Origin of the sequence: Lacticaseibacillus pantheris DSM 15945 = JCM 12539 = NBRC 106106 (assembly GCF_001311175.1) — a bacterium.
Lineage (GTDB): Bacteria > Bacillota > Bacilli > Lactobacillales > Lactobacillaceae > Lacticaseibacillus > Lacticaseibacillus pantheris.
This window is the reverse complement of the sequence record NZ_BBAI01000006.1, coordinates 1-18239: the sequence shown is the minus strand read 5'-3', so window position 1 is coordinate 18239 and position 18239 is coordinate 1. Positions and strand designations below refer to the sequence as shown.

Genomic DNA, 18239 nt, shown 5'->3' with positions numbered 1-18239 from the left:
CCTTTATGCATGTTTATTGTGCTACTTTCATTGTTCGCGTATGCCGACCCTCGTTGGCTGATGCTCCCCCACTTGTTCGGATTACCCATACCATTGTAGGGAATCACCCACTTGACGTTTGCAGGCCATTTTCATTGATTGTTTTCTGTTGTAGAATAGGTGTCAAGACACGTCAAGTGACTCATCCCAATCTTAACTACAGCCGCAAACCAGGAGGAAATTATGACTAACGCATTACTCATCATCGACTACACGAATGATTTTGTCGCAACGGACGGAGCATTGACGGCTGGAGCGCCCGCCCAGGCCATTGACGAGGCAATTGTCGCCGCTGCGGATAAGACGCTTGCAGAAGGCGGTTGGGTTTACCTACCCGCGGACCTGCACGTGGCTGGCGATCAGTTTCACCCCGAAACCAAGCTGTTCCCGCCGCACAACGAACTCAATACTTGGGGGCGCGACTACTACGGTCGAACCGGCGACTGGTTCAGTCAGCACCAGGACCAAGAGCGCGTCAACGCCTTTGCCAAAACGCGCTATTCGAGTTTCGCCGGTACCACGCTGGATATCTGGTTGCGCGAACGCAACGTTCGTGACCTAGAGCTCGTCGGCGTTTGCACCGACATCTGCGTACTGCACACTGCTGTTGACGCGTATAATCTCGGCTACCATATTACCATCAATGCGGATGCCACCGCCACCTTCACTCCCGGCGGTCAGGAATGGGCGCTGAACCATTTCCGTAGCGTACTAGGCGCCACCATCATTTAAAATTACTTCTATAATAAAAGTCGAGTCGACAAAAAAACGCCCGCGACGGTCGAAAAACCGTGCGGGCGTTTCATTTGCAGTCAGTAAAAAAAATTACTGGCCGCCGTTCTTCTTGATGATTTCTTCTTGAATAGACTTAGGCGTTGCTTCGTAGTGGTCAAAAGTCATCGTGAAGGTACCACGACCCTGGGTTGCAGAACGCAGGGTAGTAGCGTAACCGAACATTTCGGCCAGCGGTACCATGGCGTTAACCACCTGGGCGTTACCACGAGCCTCCATACCTTCAACGCGGCCACGACGAGCAGTAACCTGGCCCATAACGTCACCAAAGTTGTCTTCTGGGGCCACAACTTCAACCTTCATGATTGGTTCGAGGATAACGGCACCAGCCTTAGGCGCAGCGGCCTTCAGGGACATCGATGCGGCAACCTTGAACGCTGCTTCAGAAGAATCGACTTCGTGGTAAGAACCATCATACAGCTTAGCCTTAACGTCAATCAGTGGGTAGCCAGCCAATACACCATTGGCCATGGCTTCCTTCAGACCCTGCTCAACGGATGGAATGTATTCACGAGGAACAACACCACCGACGATAGCGTCTTCGAATTCGAAGCCCTTACCCTCTTCGTTAGGTGTGAATTCAACCCAAACATCACCATACTGACCTTTACCACCAGACTGACGCACAAACTTACCTTGTGCACTAGCCTGCTTCGTGAAGGTTTCACGGTAGGCAACCTGTGGTTCACCAATCTGCGCGTCAACGTTGAATTCACGACGCATACGGTCAACCATGATGTCCAGGTGCAATTCACCCATCCCAGCAATCAAAGTTTCACCAGTTTCAGGGTTAGTTTCAGCCTGGAACGTTGGGTCTTCTTCAGCCAGCTTCTGGATGGCAATGTCCAGCTTGTCACGGTCTTCCTTGGACTTAGGTTCAACGGAAACCTGGATAACTGGGTCAGGAATTTCAAGGGATTCCAGAACCAACGGGTGATCCTGGTCGGTCAGGGAGTCACCAGTAGTGGTGTTCTTCAAACCGATAACGGCGGCGATATCACCAGAAAAGACTTCTGGGATTTCTTCACGGTGGTTACTGTGCATTTGCAGCAGACGACCAACACGTTCACGCTTGCCCTTAGTCGTGTTCTCAACGTAAGAACCGGATTCCAAACTACCAGTGTAAACACGGATGAAAGTCAGACGACCAACAAATGGGTCGGTGGCAATCTTGAAGGCCAAAGCGGCAAAAGGCTTGTCGTCGCCGGCCATCAGTTCAACCTGTTCACCAGAGTCAGGGTCAGTGGCGTTGTATGGCTTAACGTCCAGTGGGCTAGGCAGGTAGTCCACAGTGGCGTCGAGCAACATCTGCACACCTTTGTTCTTGAAGGCAGAACCAGCCAAAACAGGGAAGAATTCCAAGTTGATGGTAGCCTTACGGATAGCGGCCTTCAGTTCAGCAACGCTAATATCGTCACCGTTCAGGTACTTCTCCATAACGTCATCGTCAACGTCGGCAACGGCTTCAACCAGCTCCTGGCGAGCGGCTTCTGCCTGTTCCTTGTATTCGTCTGGGATATCAACAGTATCCCATTCAGTCCCGAGTTCGTCTTCGTCGTACAGGTCGGCCTTCATTTCAAGCAGGTCGATAACACCTTCGAACTTGTCCTCGGCACCGATTGGCAACTGCACGGCGTGGGCGTTAGCACCCAAACGGTCGCGGATAGTACCAACGGAGTACTGGAAGTCCGCACCAATCTTGTCCATCTTGTTGACGAACACAATCCGGGGAACGCTGTACGTGGTGGCCTGACGCCAAACGTTTTCGGTCTGTGGTTCAACACCGGCCTGGGCGTCCAGAACGGTAATCGCACCATCTAGGACACGGAGGGAACGTTCAACTTCGATAGTGAAGTCAACGTGCCCTGGGGTATCAATGATGTTAATCCGGTTGCCCTTCCAGTGAGCAGTGGTAGCGGCGGAAGTGATCGTGATACCACGTTCTTGTTCCTGAGCCATCCAGTCCATCTGGGAAGCACCGTCATGAGTTTCACCGATCTTGTGAATCTTACCCGTGTAGTACAGGATACGTTCAGTGGTAGTTGTCTTACCAGCGTCGATGTGGGCCATGATCCCAATGTTACGGGTCTTTTCAAGTGGGAATTCACGCTTGTTAGCCATGTGAAAGATTTACTCCTCTCAAGTTAATACTGAGTGACAGCACGGTTTGTGCTGTTGAATTGTGTTTGGTTCAAAGAAAGGGCTACTATATGGCGTAGCAACCGCATATAATAGCCCTTCATATTACCAACGATAGTGTGCAAATGCCCGGTTGGCGTCTGCCATACGGTGGGTATCTTCACGCTTCTTAACGGCTGCACCAGTGTTGTTGGCGGCATCCATCAGTTCGCGGGCCAGACGCTCGTCCATGGTGTGTTCACCACGAGAACGTGCGTACTGTACGATCCAACGCAAGCCCAAAGTAGTCCGACGTTCTGGACGAACTTCGATTGGCACCTGGTAGTTAGAACCACCGATACGACGAGCCTTAACTTCCAGAACAGGCATAACGTTCTTCATTGCCTCTTCGAAAACTTCGACTGGGTCGTTACCAGTTTGTTCCTTGATAATGTCAAATGCATCATAGAGAATCTTCTGCGCCTTACCACGCTTACCATCAATCATCATGTGGTTGATCAAGCGGGTAACCAGCTTTGAGTTGTAAACTGGGTCAGGCAGGACATCTCGGTTTTTTTACGTAGCCTTTACGTGGCATCCTAAAACCCTCCTAATTGATTATTACCCGTTAACGGGCGATTGAATTACGAATTACTTCTTAGGGCGCTTTGCACCGTACTTGGAACGGCCCTGCATACGGCCGTCAACACCGGCAGTATCCAGCGCACCACGAACGATGTGGTAACGTACCCCAGGCAAGTCCTTTACACGACCACCACGGATCAAGACGACCGAGTGTTCCTGCAAGTTGTGACCTTCACCAGGGATGTAAGCCGTAACTTCAATCAGGTTGGACAAACGCACACGAGCATACTTCCGCAGGGCGGAGTTAGGCTTCTTTGGTGTCATCGTACCAACACGGGTAGCAACACCACGCTTCTGTGGTGCAGGGTTGTCACCCAAAGACTTTGTCTTACTGTTGTAGCTAAAGTTCAGGCAGGAGCGTTACTCTTCTTGCCATGAGACTTACGACCTTGACGTACCAGTTGGTTAATTGTTGGCATATCTAAGGTTCCTCCTTTCGATTTCGGTACTGATATTTTAAGTCCACACATCCGGGCGGTTCATTTTTAACTGTAAAAAAATGGCCACTTCGGCGGCAGTTTGGCGCGGTGCCAGTCAGCGTCGGGTGAACCGCATAAACTGAAAAAAAGCACCTTTGACAGTATACAAAGTTTTCACGGTGAAAGTCAACCATAACTTTGAATGGGTACAGTTAGTGGAGTAGTGCTGGCAAAGCGGTGGTGGGGTTGCGGCTTACCCTCCCTACGCCGTGGATTGCTACAGTAGTGGGTGACGGCCGTGTCGGACGGGTTGGTGAGTGGAGGCTTTCGTGGGCGCTCCGCGGTAATCCACTGCCAGGGGGCACCGCCGTAGGAACGCAGTGACGTACGGCGCGACGAGTTCCAAGACCGGCCGATGGGTTTCCGGACGGGCTTGGAATCGCACCGGAAACTCACCCGGGCTTGGTGAGTTGGAGGTTTCGCCCTAGCAGTGGATTACCATGCAGTACCCCACCAAGCCGCAGCTCACCGGTCCGACCGACGCTACCGCCAACCACCACCGTAGCAACCTACGGTGCAGGGCACGTAAGCCGTAACCCCAACCCCCGCCCGCGTTCGTAACCACTCAGCCTTCGCCCTAGCAATGGATTACCATGCAGTACCCCACTAAGACGCAGCTCGCCGGTCCAACCGACGCTGCCGCCCACCCACGCCTAGTCAACGGACATGCAACTGCGAAATATACCTATAGACAATCTATCTGGAGGTACTCCCATGACCTGGCTTGCCACTACCCAAACCATACTGTGTTTCATCCCCCTAGCCTACTTTGCGATACTCGACTACCGCACCATGAGCATCCCCGCCGCCCCGCTCGAAATCTGGTGCACCATCATCTGCCTGTACGGTGCCATCCGGGACTGGCACCTACTGGCCGTTGCAATCGCCGTCATGGTGGTCACCGGCGCCTTTGCCTGGTGTACCCGCGGCATGGGTAGCGCCGACGTGCTCGTCATTGGGGCATTAGCTGCACCTTAGGCCTACTGCCTACATTGTGGGGCCTACTTCTCGCCTGCATGCTTGGCTGTTGCCATTGCCTATGCTCCCGTACACGCCGCATCCCCTTCGTCCCCGCGCTGTTCGTTGGGAACGCCGTCATCGCGGGACTGCCGCTCCTACACCTCACACTACCTGTAATTGGTGCATATACACTTGTCTTGCTTGGGTAAACATATTAAGATTAATTATACTGATACTCAGTGGGGCAAACCACCGCGCGGAGTGAATTCATAGCGACACGGAAGGGAAGCACCCTTATGGAAAAATATTACATCGTCGATAGCTCCATGCTACCCGACGTCATCGAAAAAGTTATCGCCGCCCGCACACTGTTAGAAAACGGCAGCGTGAAGCAGGTCAGTGAAGCCGTCAAGCAGGTCGGTATTAGTCGTGGTACATACTACAAGTACAAGGATCTGGTCTACGCTGCGACTCGCAGCCCGCAACCCGGAAGGCCGTCATTTCGCTAATGCTACACCATTCGCGCGGCGTGCTGTCCGAGGTACTGGCCGCCCTCTCGCACGCAGAGGCCAACATCCTCACCATCAACCAAAACATCCCCATCCACGAATGGGCCAGTGTGACCATTTCCTTTGACGTCTCCAGTCTAACCGGGACTCTAGACGACCTCACCGCCGCGCTCAAATCACTGACCGGGGTGAGCGACGTCCGTCTGCTCGCCGTCGAATAGCAACAGTTAATCGTTTATATGTACAGCAAAGGGGCTGACCGCAACTATCGCGGTCAGCCCCTTTGTGCTTATTCGGTAACGCGGCTATCAGCCACGTCCTTACTTATCTGTGTCTTCATCCTGCGCATCGGACTGCTTCATCTGCTGTTCGATGTCGGAGATTGAGTAGACATTGTCGGAAACGGTCCCGACCGTCTTTGGTTCCTCGTGACGGTACGTGGCCATCCCAGTACCAGCAGGAATAATCTTCCCGATGATAACATTTTCCTTCAAACCAACCAGTGGGTCGTTCTTCCCGCGAATGGATGCATCGGTCAGAACACGCGTAGTTTCCTGGAATGATGCGGCGGACAGGAAGCTGTTCGTCTCCAGGGAAGCCTTCGTAATCCCCAACAGGACGGCACGACCAGTTGCTGGAATACCACCACTAACGATGGTGTCCTTGTTCTGGTCCTTGAAGTCGCCGATATCCAGCAAGGTACCCGGCAAAATGTCGGTGTCACCAGGGTCCAGCACGCGAATCTTGCGCAGCATTTGCCGCACCATTACTTCAACGTGCTTGTCCCCGATTTCAACCCCTTGCATACGGTAAACCTTCTGAACTTCACTGAGCAGGTAGTTTTCCGTACCCATTACGTCACTGACCTTGATCAGTTCCTTAGGGTCAATCGAACCACCAGTCAGACGGTCACCACGTTCAACGTGATCACCCTCAGCAACCGCCACGCTAGATGCGTAAGGTACATTGTACGTCCGTGTATCGGTCGTGCCTGTACCGTGATCTCACGGGTGTGCTCTGCCGGGTTCTCGTCAATCGCAGTAATCTCACCAGTAACCTCGGTGATAACCGCAAGACCTTTAGGGTTACGTGCTTCAAAGATTTCCTGAACACGAGGCAGCCCTTGGGTGATATCTTCACCACCGGCAACACCACCAGTATGGAAGTTACGCATGGTCAGCTGCGTACCTGGTTCACCGATCGACTGAGCGGCAACGGTACCAACGGCTTCACCAACTTCAACTTCTTCACCGGTAGCCAAGTTACGACCGTAGCACTTCTGGCAGACACCATGACGGGTGTTGCAGCAGAAGACGGAACGAATTGTAACTTCCTCAACACCAGCGTCGACAACCTTCTGGGCGAGATCTTCGTCCATCAACGTCATCCGTGGCACGAGGATTTCGCCAGTCTGTGGGTCGCGAATGGTCTTCATGTTGTAACGACCAACCAGACGGTCGTACAGCGGTTCGATCATTTCGTTACCTTCAGTGATAGCCCGGACAACCAGACCGCGGTCAGTGCCACAGTCTTCTTCACGAACAATCACGTCCTGGGCAACATCGACCAGACGACGGGTCAGGTAACCAGAATCGGCAGTCTTCAGGGCGGTATCAGTCATACCTTTACGGGCACCATGAGTACTCATGAACATTTCCATGACGGACAGGCCTTCACGGAAGTTCGAGATAACTGGCACTTCCATCATCCCACCGTTAGGGGCGGCCATCAGACCACGCATACCGGCAAGCTGCGTAAAGTTAGAGATGTTACCACGGGCACCGGAATCACTCATCATGGAGATTGGGTTCTTCTGGTCAAAGTGTTCAATCAGCTTCTGCTGAACTTGGTCCTTAGCGTCGTTCCAGATGGAAATAACGCGTTCGTGACGTTCATCGTCAGTGATCAAACCACGACGGAACTGCTTGGAAACCATGTCAACCTGCTTGTGGGCAGCCTCAACAATGTCGGCCTTTTCAGGCAAATGCGGCACGTCGGCAACCCCAACGGTCAACCCAGACTTAGTGGCCTGCGTGTAACCAAGGGTCTTCATGTCATCCAGCAAGTCACTAGTCCGCTGCACCTTGTAAGTCTTGAAGACTTCCGCAATGATGTCGGACAAGAAGCCCTTCTTGAACGGACTAATTGGCTCTGCGTCGTCCAAGTACTCGTTAATGTCCTGACCTTCAGCCAGGAAGTACTGATCTGGAACACCGTTAACGATGTTGTCACGCGTTGGTTCGTTCAGGAATGGCAGGTCTTCGGGCATAATCTCGTTAAAGATCACCTTACCAACACTCGTCACCATAATCTTGCCACGCTGGTTGTCGCTGAACGGCTTGTTTGGCAGGCCTTCAGCTGACAGACCGATGCGGGTGTGCAAAGTAACGTCGCCGGCTTCGTGCGCCATGATTACTTCGGCAGGGTCCTTGAAGATCATGCCTTCGCCAACCATACCCTTCTCTTCAATCGTCAGGAAGTAGTTACCCAAAACGATATCTTGAGAAGGCGTAACGATTGGCTTACCGTCCTTAGGTGCCAGGATGTGGTGTGCAGCCAGCATCAGCATACGTGCTTCGGCCTGAGCTTCATCAGACAGCGGCACGTGGATAGCCATTTGGTCACCATCAAAGTCGGCGTTGTAGGCTTCACACACGATTGGGTGCAAACGCATAGCCTTACCGTCAACCAGAACGGGTTCGAACGCCTGAATACCCAAACGGTGCAAAGTAGGGGCACGGTTCAGCAGAACCGGACGTTCCTTGATGACGTCGGCGAGCACATCCCAGATGTCCTCATCCTGACGGTCAATCTTCCGGCGGGCATTCTTGATGTTGCTAGCCAATTCACGCTTAACCAGTTCACGCATGACGAACGGCTTGAAGAGCTCCAAGGCCATTTCACGTGGCAACCCACACTGGTAGAACTTCAGCGTTGGGCCAACGTCAATAACGGAACGGCCAGAGTAGTCAACACGCTTGCCGAGCAGGTTCTGACGGAACCGGCCCTGCTTACCTTTGAGCAGGTGAGACAAACTCTTCAACGGACGGTTACCAGGACCAGTCACCGGACGGCCACGACGACCGTTATCAATCAACGCGTCCACGGCTTCCTGCAACATCCGCTTTTCGTTCTGCACGATGATGTTTGGTGCCTTCAGGTCCAGCAACCGCTTGAGACGGTTGTTACGGTTAATGACACGACGGTACAAATCGTTCAGGTCGGAAGTGGCGAACCGGCCACCTTCCAACTGCACCATGGGCCGCAAGTCCGGTGGGATAACCGGAATCGTGTCCATAACCATCCACTCCGGCTTGTTGCCGGATTCCAGGAACGCATCCAGGATATCCAACCGGCGGATAGCACGGGTACGCTTCTGTCCGGTAGCAGACTTCAGGTTTTCTTTGAGGTTAGCAACTTCCTTTTGCAGGTCAACCTGCTCGAGCAGTTCCTTAACACCCTCAGCACCCATCTTGGCCACAAACTTACCGTTGTACTCCTCGTACTTTTCACGGAATTCGTTTTCGGTCAGCAGCTGCTTTTGTACCAGCGGCGTGTCCATTGGTCGATCACGACGTAGGAAGCAAAGTAGATAACTTCTTCGAGGGACCGTGGGGACATGTCCAGCACCAAGCCCATCCGGCTAGGGATGCCCTTGAAGTACCAGATGTGTGATACGGGTGCAGCCAACTCAATGTGGCCCATCCGCTCGCGACGTACATTGGCGCGGGTTACTTCCACACCACAACGGTCACAGACGATGCCCTTGTACCGAATACCTTTGTACTTACCACAGGCACAGGTCCAGTCCTTCGTGGGGCCAAAGATACGTTCGTCGAACAGACCATCACGCTCTGGCTTCAACGTACGGTAGTTGATGGTTTCGGGCTTCTTTACTTCCCCATACGACCAGCTGCGAATCTTATCTGGCGATGCCAGGTTAACTTGCATGCTGTCAAACTTGTTGACGTCAATCACAGGGTACCCTCCTATTCGTTATCGTTTTGCTGTGCAGCCTTGGCTTCCGCCTCCGCTGCCTTCTTTTCTTCCTGCTGGGCCGCGAACTTGGCCAAAGCATCGGCAGAGCCGCCTTCGTCCTCGTCATCATCGAGGTCCCGCAGTTCAATTTCGTTCTTCTGGGTGTCGAGCACCTTCATGTCCAGACCCAGTGACTGCAATTCCTTCACCAGCACCCGGAAACTTTCAGGCACACCTGGATGTGGAATTGGTTCACCCTTCACGATGGCTTCGTACGTCTTCACACGACCCACAACGTCATCTGACTTGTACGTCAGAATTTCCTGCAGGGTGTAAGCAGCACCGTAAGCTTCGAGGGCCCAAACTTCCATTTCCCCGAAACGCTGGCCACCAAACTGAGCTTTACCACCCAGTGGCTGCTGCGTAACCAAGGAGTAAGGTCCAATGGAACGGGCGTGAATCTTGTCGTCAACCATGTGGGAGAGCTTCATGTAGTACATCACCCCAACGGCAACCCGCGTTTCGAACGGTTCACCGGTGCGGCCATCGTACAATACGCTCTTACCATCACTAGCCATGCCGCTTCCTTGACGGTTGCCCACATGTCGTCTTCGGTGGCACCATCAAAGACTGGCGTTGCCACGTGGATGCCCAACTTACGTGCGGCCATCCCCAAGTGCAATTCGAGTACTTGCCCGATATTCATACGGGATGGCACACCCATTGGCGACAGGCAGATGTCAACTGGCGTACCGTCTGGCAAGTACGGCATGTCCTCTTCAGGAACGACGATGGACACGGTACCCTTGTTACCATGACGGCCGGCCATCTTGTCACCAACCTGAATCTTACGTTTCTGCGTGATGTAAACACGAACCATCATGTTCACACCCGGAGACAGTTCGTCGCCATCTTCACGGGTGAAGATCTTAACGTCCTGCACAATACCGCCACCACCATGAGGAACACGGAGGGAGGTATCACGAACTTCACGCGCCTTTTCACCAAAGATGGCGTGCAGCAGACGTTCCTCGGCGGACAGTTCCGTCACACCCTTAGGCGTAACTTTACCGACCAGGATGTCACCATCCTTAACCTCGGCACCAACACGCACGATACCGTCTTCGTCCAGGTCCTTCAACGCGTCATCACCGACGTTCGGGATTTCGCGCGTTACTTCCTCAGGTCCCAGCTTGGTGTCACGGGATTCTGATTCGTATTCCTCGATATGGATGGACGTGTAAATGTCTTCCTTAACGAGCCGCTCCGACATAACGATGGCGTCTTCGTAGTTGTACATGTTCCACGTCATGAAGGCGATGATTGGGTTCTGACCCAGAGCCAACTCGCCCTGATCCATTGCGGGACCATCGGCGATGATTTCACCCGCATCCACTTGGTCGCCCAAGCGCACGATTGGAATCTGGTTGTAGTTCTTGTTGGCGTTACTGCGACGGAACTTCATCAGACGGTAAACGTCCTGGGTGTCGTCCTGACGGCGAATCTTAATCACCTTGGCGTCAACGTATTCAACGCGACCTGGGTGCTTAGCTAGCAAAGCCGTACCGGAATCGTGCGCAGCTTTGTATTCCATCCCCGTAGCAACCAACGGTGCGTGTGGCCGAACCAGCGGCACGGCCTGACGCTGCATGTTGGCACCCATCAGGGCACGGTTGGAGTCGTCGTTTTCCAAGAAAGGAATGCAGGCCGTGGCAACGGCAACTACCTGCTTTGGCGAAACGTCCATGTAGTCGACCTTGTCTGGGCCGACTTCAATGTTGTCATCCTTGTGCCGGGCCAAAACGGTCGCGTCACGGAAAGTACCATCTTCGTTCAACACGGAGTTGGCTTGGGCAACAACAAAGTTATCTTCTTCGTCAGCAGTCAGGTAATCGATCTTGTCGGTAACCTTGTGTGACGTCCAGTCAACACGACGGTATGGGGTTTCAATGAAGCCATACCGGTTGACCACGGCGTAACTGGCCAGACTGTTGATCAAACCGATGTTAGGACCTTCTGGAGTTTCGATTGGACACATACGACCATAGTGGGTGTAGTGCACGTCTCGAACTTCATAACCAGCACGGTCACGAGTCAAACCACCAGGTCCCAAGGCGGACAAACGACGCTTGTGCGTCAATTCGCCCAGTGGGTTAGTCTGGTCCATGAATTGTGACAGCTGGGATGACCCAAAGAATTCCTTAATGGAAGCAACCACTGGCCGAATGTTAATCAGCTGTTGTGGTGTGACGGTCGAACTGTCCTGAATGGACATCCGTTCACGTACGACACGTTCCATCCGGGAAAGGCCAATCCGGAACTGGTTCTGCAGAAGCTCGCCGACCGAACGAATCCGACGGTTACCCAAGTGGTCAATGTCATCAGTGGAACCAATACCCTCTTGCAACAGCAAGAAGTAGTTCATGGAAGCCAAGATGTCAGCTGGCGTCAGGTGCTTCAGCATCTCGTCAATGTGACCATTACCAATCACGTTGACTTCTTTGTCTGGTGTGACCTGGGAGTACACCTTCACTACCTGCAAAGTAACGGGTTCTTGGAGCACCCCATCTTCGTTTGGCTGGTACGTGATGGTCTTGAAGTCTTCGCGGTCCAGGTATTCACCCAGCGTATCCATCATCTTGTGGTTAACGCGGTCACCCTTCTTGGCGATTACTTCACCAGTATCAGGGTCGGCCAGCGTTTCTGCCAGCGTCTGGCCCAACAGGCGGGACTTCAGGGAGAGTTTCTTGTTGACCTTGTAACGGCCCACACGCGCCATGTCGTAGCGCTTTGGGTCAAAGAAGCGTGCGTACAGCAAGGAACGACTGGAATCAGCCGTCTTTGGTTCACCTGGGCGTAAACGCTCGTAGATGTCCTTCAGGGCTTCGTCAGTCCGGGAGTCATCCGTGTTCTTGTGCACATCCTTCTCCAGGGTCAGCATCAACGAATCGCTGTCCCCGAACATGTCGATGATGTCCTGATCGGAGCCAAAGCCAAGTGCGCGCACCAGTTCAGTCAGCGGAATCTTCCGCGTCCGGTCAATCCGGACGTAGGCGATATCCTTGGCGTCAGTTTCGTATTCCAACCATGCACCACGGTTTGGAATAACGGTTGTACCCCAAGTTGTCCGGCTGTTTTTGTCAATTTCAGAGTTGAAGTACACCCCAGGGGAACGTACCAACTGCGAAACGATAACTCGCTCAGCACCGTTAATGATGAAGGTCCCTTGCTCAGTCATCAACGGGAAATCACCAAAGAAGACGTCTTGAGACTTGATTTCACCAGTTTCGTGGTTCGTCAAACGTAGCGTTACGTGCAACGGCGCGGAGTAGTTGGCGTCGTGCTGACGGGCTTCCTCCACCGTGTACTTTGGTTCTAGCAACTGGTAATCCACGTATTCCAGACTCAGGTTGCCCTGGAAGTCAGTGATCGGCATAATATCGTCGAACATTTCCTTCAGGCCTTCATCTAGGAACCACTGATAGGAATTCGACTGAATTTCAATCAGGTTTGGCAGGTCCAAAACTTCCTTAATTCGGGAGTATGACCGGCGCGTACGGTGCTTACCGTAGTTCACATTGTGTCCTAAGTGCTGCTCTGCCAAGTTGTTCACCCCTCTAATTTGTTGGCGGCAATCCATTGTAAAAAGAACGTAAAATTTATTAAGTTCAGATTACAACTGCTCCGGTTACGACGTTTCAGGCAAAAAAAAACCAAAAGCGGTAAGTTTAACGTTACCCCTTTTGACTTTCTCTACGGCATCGCGCGGACAATAGATCGCGCTTAGCCTTCTGCTTCGTAACCGAAATGCAACTGTGTTTAATATTATCAGCAAGTGTTGTCCGTGTCAATAGGTCGAACGCTGGACGCAGTGTGGCGCCCGGCCGCGTCGGTTGGACCGGTGAGCTGCGGCGTGTGGAGTGCTCCATGGTAATCCACTGCTAGGGCGAAGGCTCCAACCCGCCAAGTGCAGGCGTGTTTCCGCCGCGATTTGGAACCTGCCCGGAAACCCACCGAGCAGTTTCCAAACTCGTCGCGCGTACGTCACTACGTTCCTACGGCGGTGTACCCCCGGGCAGTGGTTACCATTCCGACCCCACACGCCTCTGCTCACCAGTCCAACCGACACGGCCTCTCGCTACCGTAGTAAACAGGCGTCACGACAAGACGTGTTTTGCCCGTTCACGGATTCCTGATAATCCAATAGATACAATCTCAGTTACCTCGATTACGAATTATGCATTAACCATCTGAGTCTTGGGCCGTGATATATCCTGTAGATATGATAGTTAGTCTATACCTTTAGCCATACTGATACGATATTGGCAGTTGACCAACTCGTTCATATATTTTTCACAAATGTGGTTCTGACCGGTGGGGGTGCCGTGGGGTGTGAAGACGACTGGGCCGCTCCACGGTGACTGCTGTAAGGGGCTTGCCGCCGTTCGAAGCGAAGCGAGTTACGGCGCGACGAAATTATAGCCTGCCTGCCAAGTACGGGCAGGCAGGCTATAATTCGCACCGGAAACCGCGGTTTTTGCGGTTGTAGGTTTCGCCCTAGCAGCAGTCACCGTGGAGCGGTCCACAAAGTCGGAGTACCCCACAGCACCCACGGCGGCCAGAACCGCCACCCGCGCACACGTTTAACAAAAATCGGGACATTATCGTCCAGCGTCTAACATAGGTCAGACGTTGATGGCTACGAGCTACTACTCGATGGTCACCGCATCGTCGGCAGGATGCTCCTGCTTCTTGACGTCAAAGGTGATGGCACCCTTACGCGCACCGATGACAATCGTATCTCCAGTCACCGCATCACCAGCGAGGAGAATCTCGCTCATACGGTCCTCAACCTTGGTCTGAAGCGCACGGCGTAACGGCCGGGCCCCGTATTCAGGGTCAAAGCCGGCTTTGGCAATCGCATCAACCGCGGCTGGCGTAATCCGGACGCCAATGCCCATTGACGTAACACGGTTAATCAGGGTCTTGGCCATCAACTTAACGATGGCGTGCAGTTCTTTTTTATCCAAACTGTGGAAAACAATCGTCTCGTCAATTCGGTTAATAAACTCAGGCCGGAAGTACTTCTTTTGCTCTTCGAGAACCCTACTCTTGGTGGTTTTGTAGTCGTCACCATGGTTTTCAGCTGCAAAGCCGACGCTCTTCTCATCCCGGAGTGCGGTCGCACCCAAGTTGGACGTCATAATTAGAATGGTGTTGCGGAAGTCCACCATCCGCCCCTTTGCATCACGCAGGTAACCATCATCAAGTACCTGTAGGAGGAGGTTAAAGACATCCGGGTGGGCCTTCTCGACCTCATCTAGCAGTACAACGGAGTATGGCTTGTTCCGCACCTTTTCCGTCAACTGGCCGCCTTCCTCGTAACCAACATAGCCCGGAGCCGCACCAATCAGACGACTGGTACTGTACTTCTCCATGTACTCGGACATGTCCACCCGGATAAGCGCGTCCTCACTCCCAAACATGGCCTCGGCCAACGCCTTAGCAAGCTCAGTCTTACCAACACCAGTTGGACCCAGGAACATGAAACTACCAATAGGACGGTTAGGGTCCTTGATGCCGCTACGGGCCCGGCGAATAGCCCGAGCAACCGCACTAACGGCCTCTTCCTGACCAATCACACGCTCGTGAAGGACCCGTTCCAACTTGATCAGACGTTCACTGTCTTTACTAGTCAGTTGTGTCACCGGAACGCCAGTCCACTGGGCCACCACCTTCGCGATGTCCTCCTCACCAACAACCACGTCGGTGCGCACCTGTGGCTGGGCGTCTTCAGCGTCGGCCACCGCGGCGTTATTAGCAATTTTATCCCGCAACTTCATTTCACGGCTACGAATCTTGGCAGCAGCCTCAAAGTCCTGGTCGCTAATGGCCTGTTCCTTGTCGGCAACTAATTTGGCCAACTTCTGCGCGTCTTTGTCAGCAGCAGTTGGCTGCTCATCGGCGTCCAAGCGCACCATTGCGGCAGCTTCGTCCACGAGGTCAATCGCCTTATCCGGTAGGAAACGCGAGGAGATGTAACGGTTGGACAACTGTACGGCGGCACTCAAAGCCGCATCGCTAATCGTAATGCCGTGGTGCTGTTCGTAGCGTGGGCGCAACCCCTGCAGAATACGGAACGCGTCATCCGTGCTAGGTTCGTCCACCTGGATGGTAGCGAAACGCCGCTCCAGCGCAGCATCCTTTTCAATATACTTCTGGTATTCGTCCAAGGTGGTAGCACCTATCAACTGCAGCTCGCCCCGAGCCAGCGCCGGCTTCAGAATGTTAGAGGCGTCAATAGCGCCCTCGGCACCACCCGCACCAATCAGTGTGTGCAGCTCATCAATGAACAGGATAACCTGACCGTTGGCGGCGACTTCTTCAATCACCTTTTTCAAACGGTCCTCAAATTCACCACGGTACTTGGTGCCGGCAACCAATGACCCCATATCGAGCATCATCAACCGCTTTTCCCGCATCTCAACGGGCACATCACCAGCAACAATTCGCTGGGCAAAGCCCTCAACCACAGCGGTTTTACCCACACCTGGTTCGCCTACCAGCACCGGATTGTTCTTGGTCCGGCGTGCCAACACTTGAATCAACCGGTGGATTTCCTGGCTGCGGCCCACAACGGGGTCAAGCTTATTGTCCCGCGCGGTTTGGGTCAGATCGCGGGCCAACCCATCCAAAGTTGGCGTTTCAACGGACTGGCGTTGGCGCGCACGTGGCCGCTTTGCCTGCTGGCCTTCAGTGACACCCATTTTCTTTAATACAAGCTGGCGTAATTTAGTTAGTGAAAGGTCTGAATTCTGGATGATCTTGGCGGCAATCGTGTCATCATCGCGGAGTAATCCTAGCAGAATATGCTCCGTACCGATTTTGACGGCACCAATTTGCTTAGCTTCGTCACCCGCTGCCGCCAGAATGGCTTTGCCTTTGGGCGAGTATGGTAGGAAGCTGTCTGGACCCAGGGCACTATCAGGCACCGTACCGTAGCCGGTAAACGCCTCAATGTCGTCATGCACCTCGTCCTCGTTGACGCCCAGTTGGCGCAACGTCTTGCCCGCAACCCCTTCTTGTTCAACAACCAAAGCCAGGAGGATGTGTTCAGAACCAACTGCATGGTGGTGGAAAGACTTGGCCTGTTCTTGTGCAATTAACAGCACATTCTTGGCACTAATCGTAAATAAATTGTCCATACTAAACCTCCCGGAACGTGGTTAACGTTCATACCGCAGACTATCGAGAAAAGCTCGCATCAGGCGTGCTCGTATAACCTGCTCTGATTCACTATCGGTAATCGCCAAAGTCCGGTGACTCATCGCCGCCAACATGGCGTTCCCCGTCTCGCGATTAATTACATCCGCGTCGAATAATTGTTGCGTCATCACACGGGCATCCGTCTCATTAAGCTGGTCAGGAATGTGTGCTCGCATCACCGTTAGGGGTTCCTGCTCGTCCCGTAACCGGGCCTTAACGATGCGAATGTACCCGCCCCCGCCACGCTTACTTTCCACAGCGTAGCCACGCTGTGGTGTAAAACGGGTCTTCAGAACGTAATTGATCTGCGAGGGTACGCAGTTAAACCGTTCCGCAATTTCAGAGCGGCGAATCTCAATTTGCCGTTGCTGAGCGAGTATCGTGTTCAGATACGCCTCAATAATATCCGACATACTTTGCTCTTGCACGCAATCACCACCTTTTCGTGTTTGACTAATCTTGACTTTCATTATACGTATTTTAATGAACTTTGCCAAATGCCATTTATAGTCAGGCAACAACATGGTGGTTTGGTGGTCTAAGTTACCAGTTTGTGGCCCGCTTGTCAACGAGAGCACAAAAAAAACGGTCTAACCAAACTGGCTAAATCGTTGTACTGAGTCGGGAAAACAGGATTCGAACCTGCGACCTCTACGTCCCGAACGTAGCGCTCTACCAAGCTGAGCTATTTCCCGATATTAGAAAAGCGGAAGACGGGATTCGAACCCGCGACCCCCACCATGGCAAGGTGATGTTCTACCACTGAACTACTTCCGCATACTAATTTATATTGGCATCGGGAAAACAGGATTCGAACCTGCGACCCCCTGGTCCCAAACCAGGTGCTCTACCAAGCTGAGCTATTTCCCGATTAAAAAAAATGCACCCAGTAGGAGTCGAACCTACAACCTTCTGATTCGTAGTCAGACACTCTATCCAATTGCGCTATGGGTGCGTGATATTAAATTTGGTTCATTCTGCCGAGGACCGGGTTCGAACCGGTACGGTGACTACTCACCGCTGGATTTTAAGTCCAGTGCGTCTACCAATTCCGCCACCCCGGCGTCTTCATGAAAAGCGGAAGACGGGATTCGAACCCGCGACCCCCACCATGGCAAGGTGATGTTCTACCACTGAACTACTTCCGCATATTATTTTGGTAACTGCCGACTATAGGATTCGAACCTACGACCCCCTGTTTACAAGACAGATGCTCTACCAACTGAGCTAAGTCGGCTAAAAAGTAAAGCAGCTGCCATGGGCAGCTAACTGCTGCGGGTGAAGGGACTCGAACCCCCACGGTTGAATAACCACTAGAACCTAAATCTAGCGCGTCTGCCAGTTCCGCCACACCCGCATTAAACTGATCCTACTGGAAATGAGCCGTGACAGGCTCGAACTGTCGACCCTCTGATTAAAAGTCAGATGCTCTACCGACTGAGCTAACGGCTCA

At 53.0% G+C, this 18239-nt stretch carries 5 protein-coding genes, 9 tRNA genes and 5 pseudogenes; 3 read left to right on the top strand and 16 right to left on the bottom strand.

The window, feature by feature from the left end; genetic code table 11:
* Positions 1–222 precede the first annotated feature (222 nt).
* Positions 223–771, top strand: a complete 549-nt coding sequence (locus JCM12539_RS03465) for a cysteine hydrolase family protein (RefSeq protein ID WP_054649269.1) — start codon at positions 223–225, stop codon at positions 769–771.
* Between the two features lie 93 nt (positions 772–864).
* On the opposite strand, the gene fusA is transcribed toward JCM12539_RS03465, so the two are convergent.
* From fusA to rpsL, 3 genes and pseudogenes are all read right to left on the bottom strand, one after another.
* Positions 865–2952, bottom strand: a complete 2088-nt coding sequence (gene fusA, locus JCM12539_RS03460; RefSeq protein WP_054649267.1) for an elongation factor G — start codon at positions 2950–2952, stop codon at positions 865–867.
* A 123-nt stretch (positions 2953–3075) separates the two neighbouring features.
* Positions 3076–3547: pseudogene (gene rpsG / locus JCM12539_RS03455) on the bottom strand (30S ribosomal protein S7).
* A gap of 53 nt (positions 3548–3600) precedes the next feature.
* Positions 3601–4013 (bottom strand): annotated as a pseudogene (rpsL, locus tag JCM12539_RS03450) (30S ribosomal protein S12).
* A gap of 774 nt (positions 4014–4787) precedes the next feature.
* Here rpsL and JCM12539_RS03445 point away from each other — a divergent pair.
* Both JCM12539_RS03445 and JCM12539_RS13390 read left to right on the top strand, forming a co-directional pair.
* Complete coding sequence (locus JCM12539_RS03445; RefSeq protein ID WP_054649261.1) at positions 4788–5051, top strand: hypothetical protein; 264 nt, start codon at positions 4788–4790, stop codon at positions 5049–5051.
* A gap of 278 nt (positions 5052–5329) precedes the next feature.
* Positions 5330–5763 (top strand): annotated as a pseudogene (locus tag JCM12539_RS13390) (ACT domain-containing protein).
* A gap of 99 nt (positions 5764–5862) precedes the next feature.
* Here the strand turns inward: JCM12539_RS13390 and rpoC are convergent.
* The 13 genes and pseudogenes from rpoC to JCM12539_RS03375 all read right to left on the bottom strand — a co-directional run bounded on the left by rpoC (position 5863) and on the right by JCM12539_RS03375 (position 18238).
* Positions 5863–9520: pseudogene (gene rpoC / locus JCM12539_RS13045) on the bottom strand (DNA-directed RNA polymerase subunit beta').
* A gap of 11 nt (positions 9521–9531) precedes the next feature.
* A pseudogene (gene rpoB / locus JCM12539_RS03430) lies at positions 9532–13160 on the bottom strand (DNA-directed RNA polymerase subunit beta).
* A gap of 1069 nt (positions 13161–14229) precedes the next feature.
* Entirely contained in the window at positions 14230–16725 is a 2496-nt protein-coding gene (locus JCM12539_RS03425; protein ID WP_054649259.1) for an ATP-dependent Clp protease ATP-binding subunit, read from the bottom strand.
* Between the two features lie 21 nt (positions 16726–16746).
* Complete coding sequence (locus JCM12539_RS03420; protein ID WP_054649257.1) at positions 16747–17214, bottom strand: CtsR family transcriptional regulator; 468 nt, start codon at positions 17212–17214, stop codon at positions 16747–16749.
* A gap of 193 nt (positions 17215–17407) precedes the next feature.
* Positions 17408–17481 (bottom strand) — tRNA-Pro (locus JCM12539_RS03415).
* A 10-nt stretch (positions 17482–17491) separates the two neighbouring features.
* Positions 17492–17563 (bottom strand) — tRNA-Gly (locus JCM12539_RS03410).
* A 19-nt stretch (positions 17564–17582) separates the two neighbouring features.
* Positions 17583–17656: transfer RNA gene (locus JCM12539_RS03405), tRNA-Pro, on the bottom strand.
* 11 nt (positions 17657–17667) lie between these two features.
* Positions 17668–17741 (bottom strand) — tRNA-Arg (locus JCM12539_RS03400).
* A 23-nt stretch (positions 17742–17764) separates the two neighbouring features.
* Positions 17765–17850, bottom strand: a tRNA-Leu gene (locus JCM12539_RS03395).
* A 12-nt stretch (positions 17851–17862) separates the two neighbouring features.
* Positions 17863–17934: transfer RNA gene (locus JCM12539_RS03390), tRNA-Gly, on the bottom strand.
* Between the two features lie 16 nt (positions 17935–17950).
* Positions 17951–18023 (bottom strand) — tRNA-Thr (locus tag JCM12539_RS03385).
* A gap of 36 nt (positions 18024–18059) precedes the next feature.
* A tRNA-Leu gene (locus tag JCM12539_RS03380) sits at positions 18060–18143 on the bottom strand.
* A gap of 22 nt (positions 18144–18165) precedes the next feature.
* Positions 18166–18238 (bottom strand) — tRNA-Lys (locus JCM12539_RS03375).
* Position 18239 lies beyond the last annotated feature (1 nt).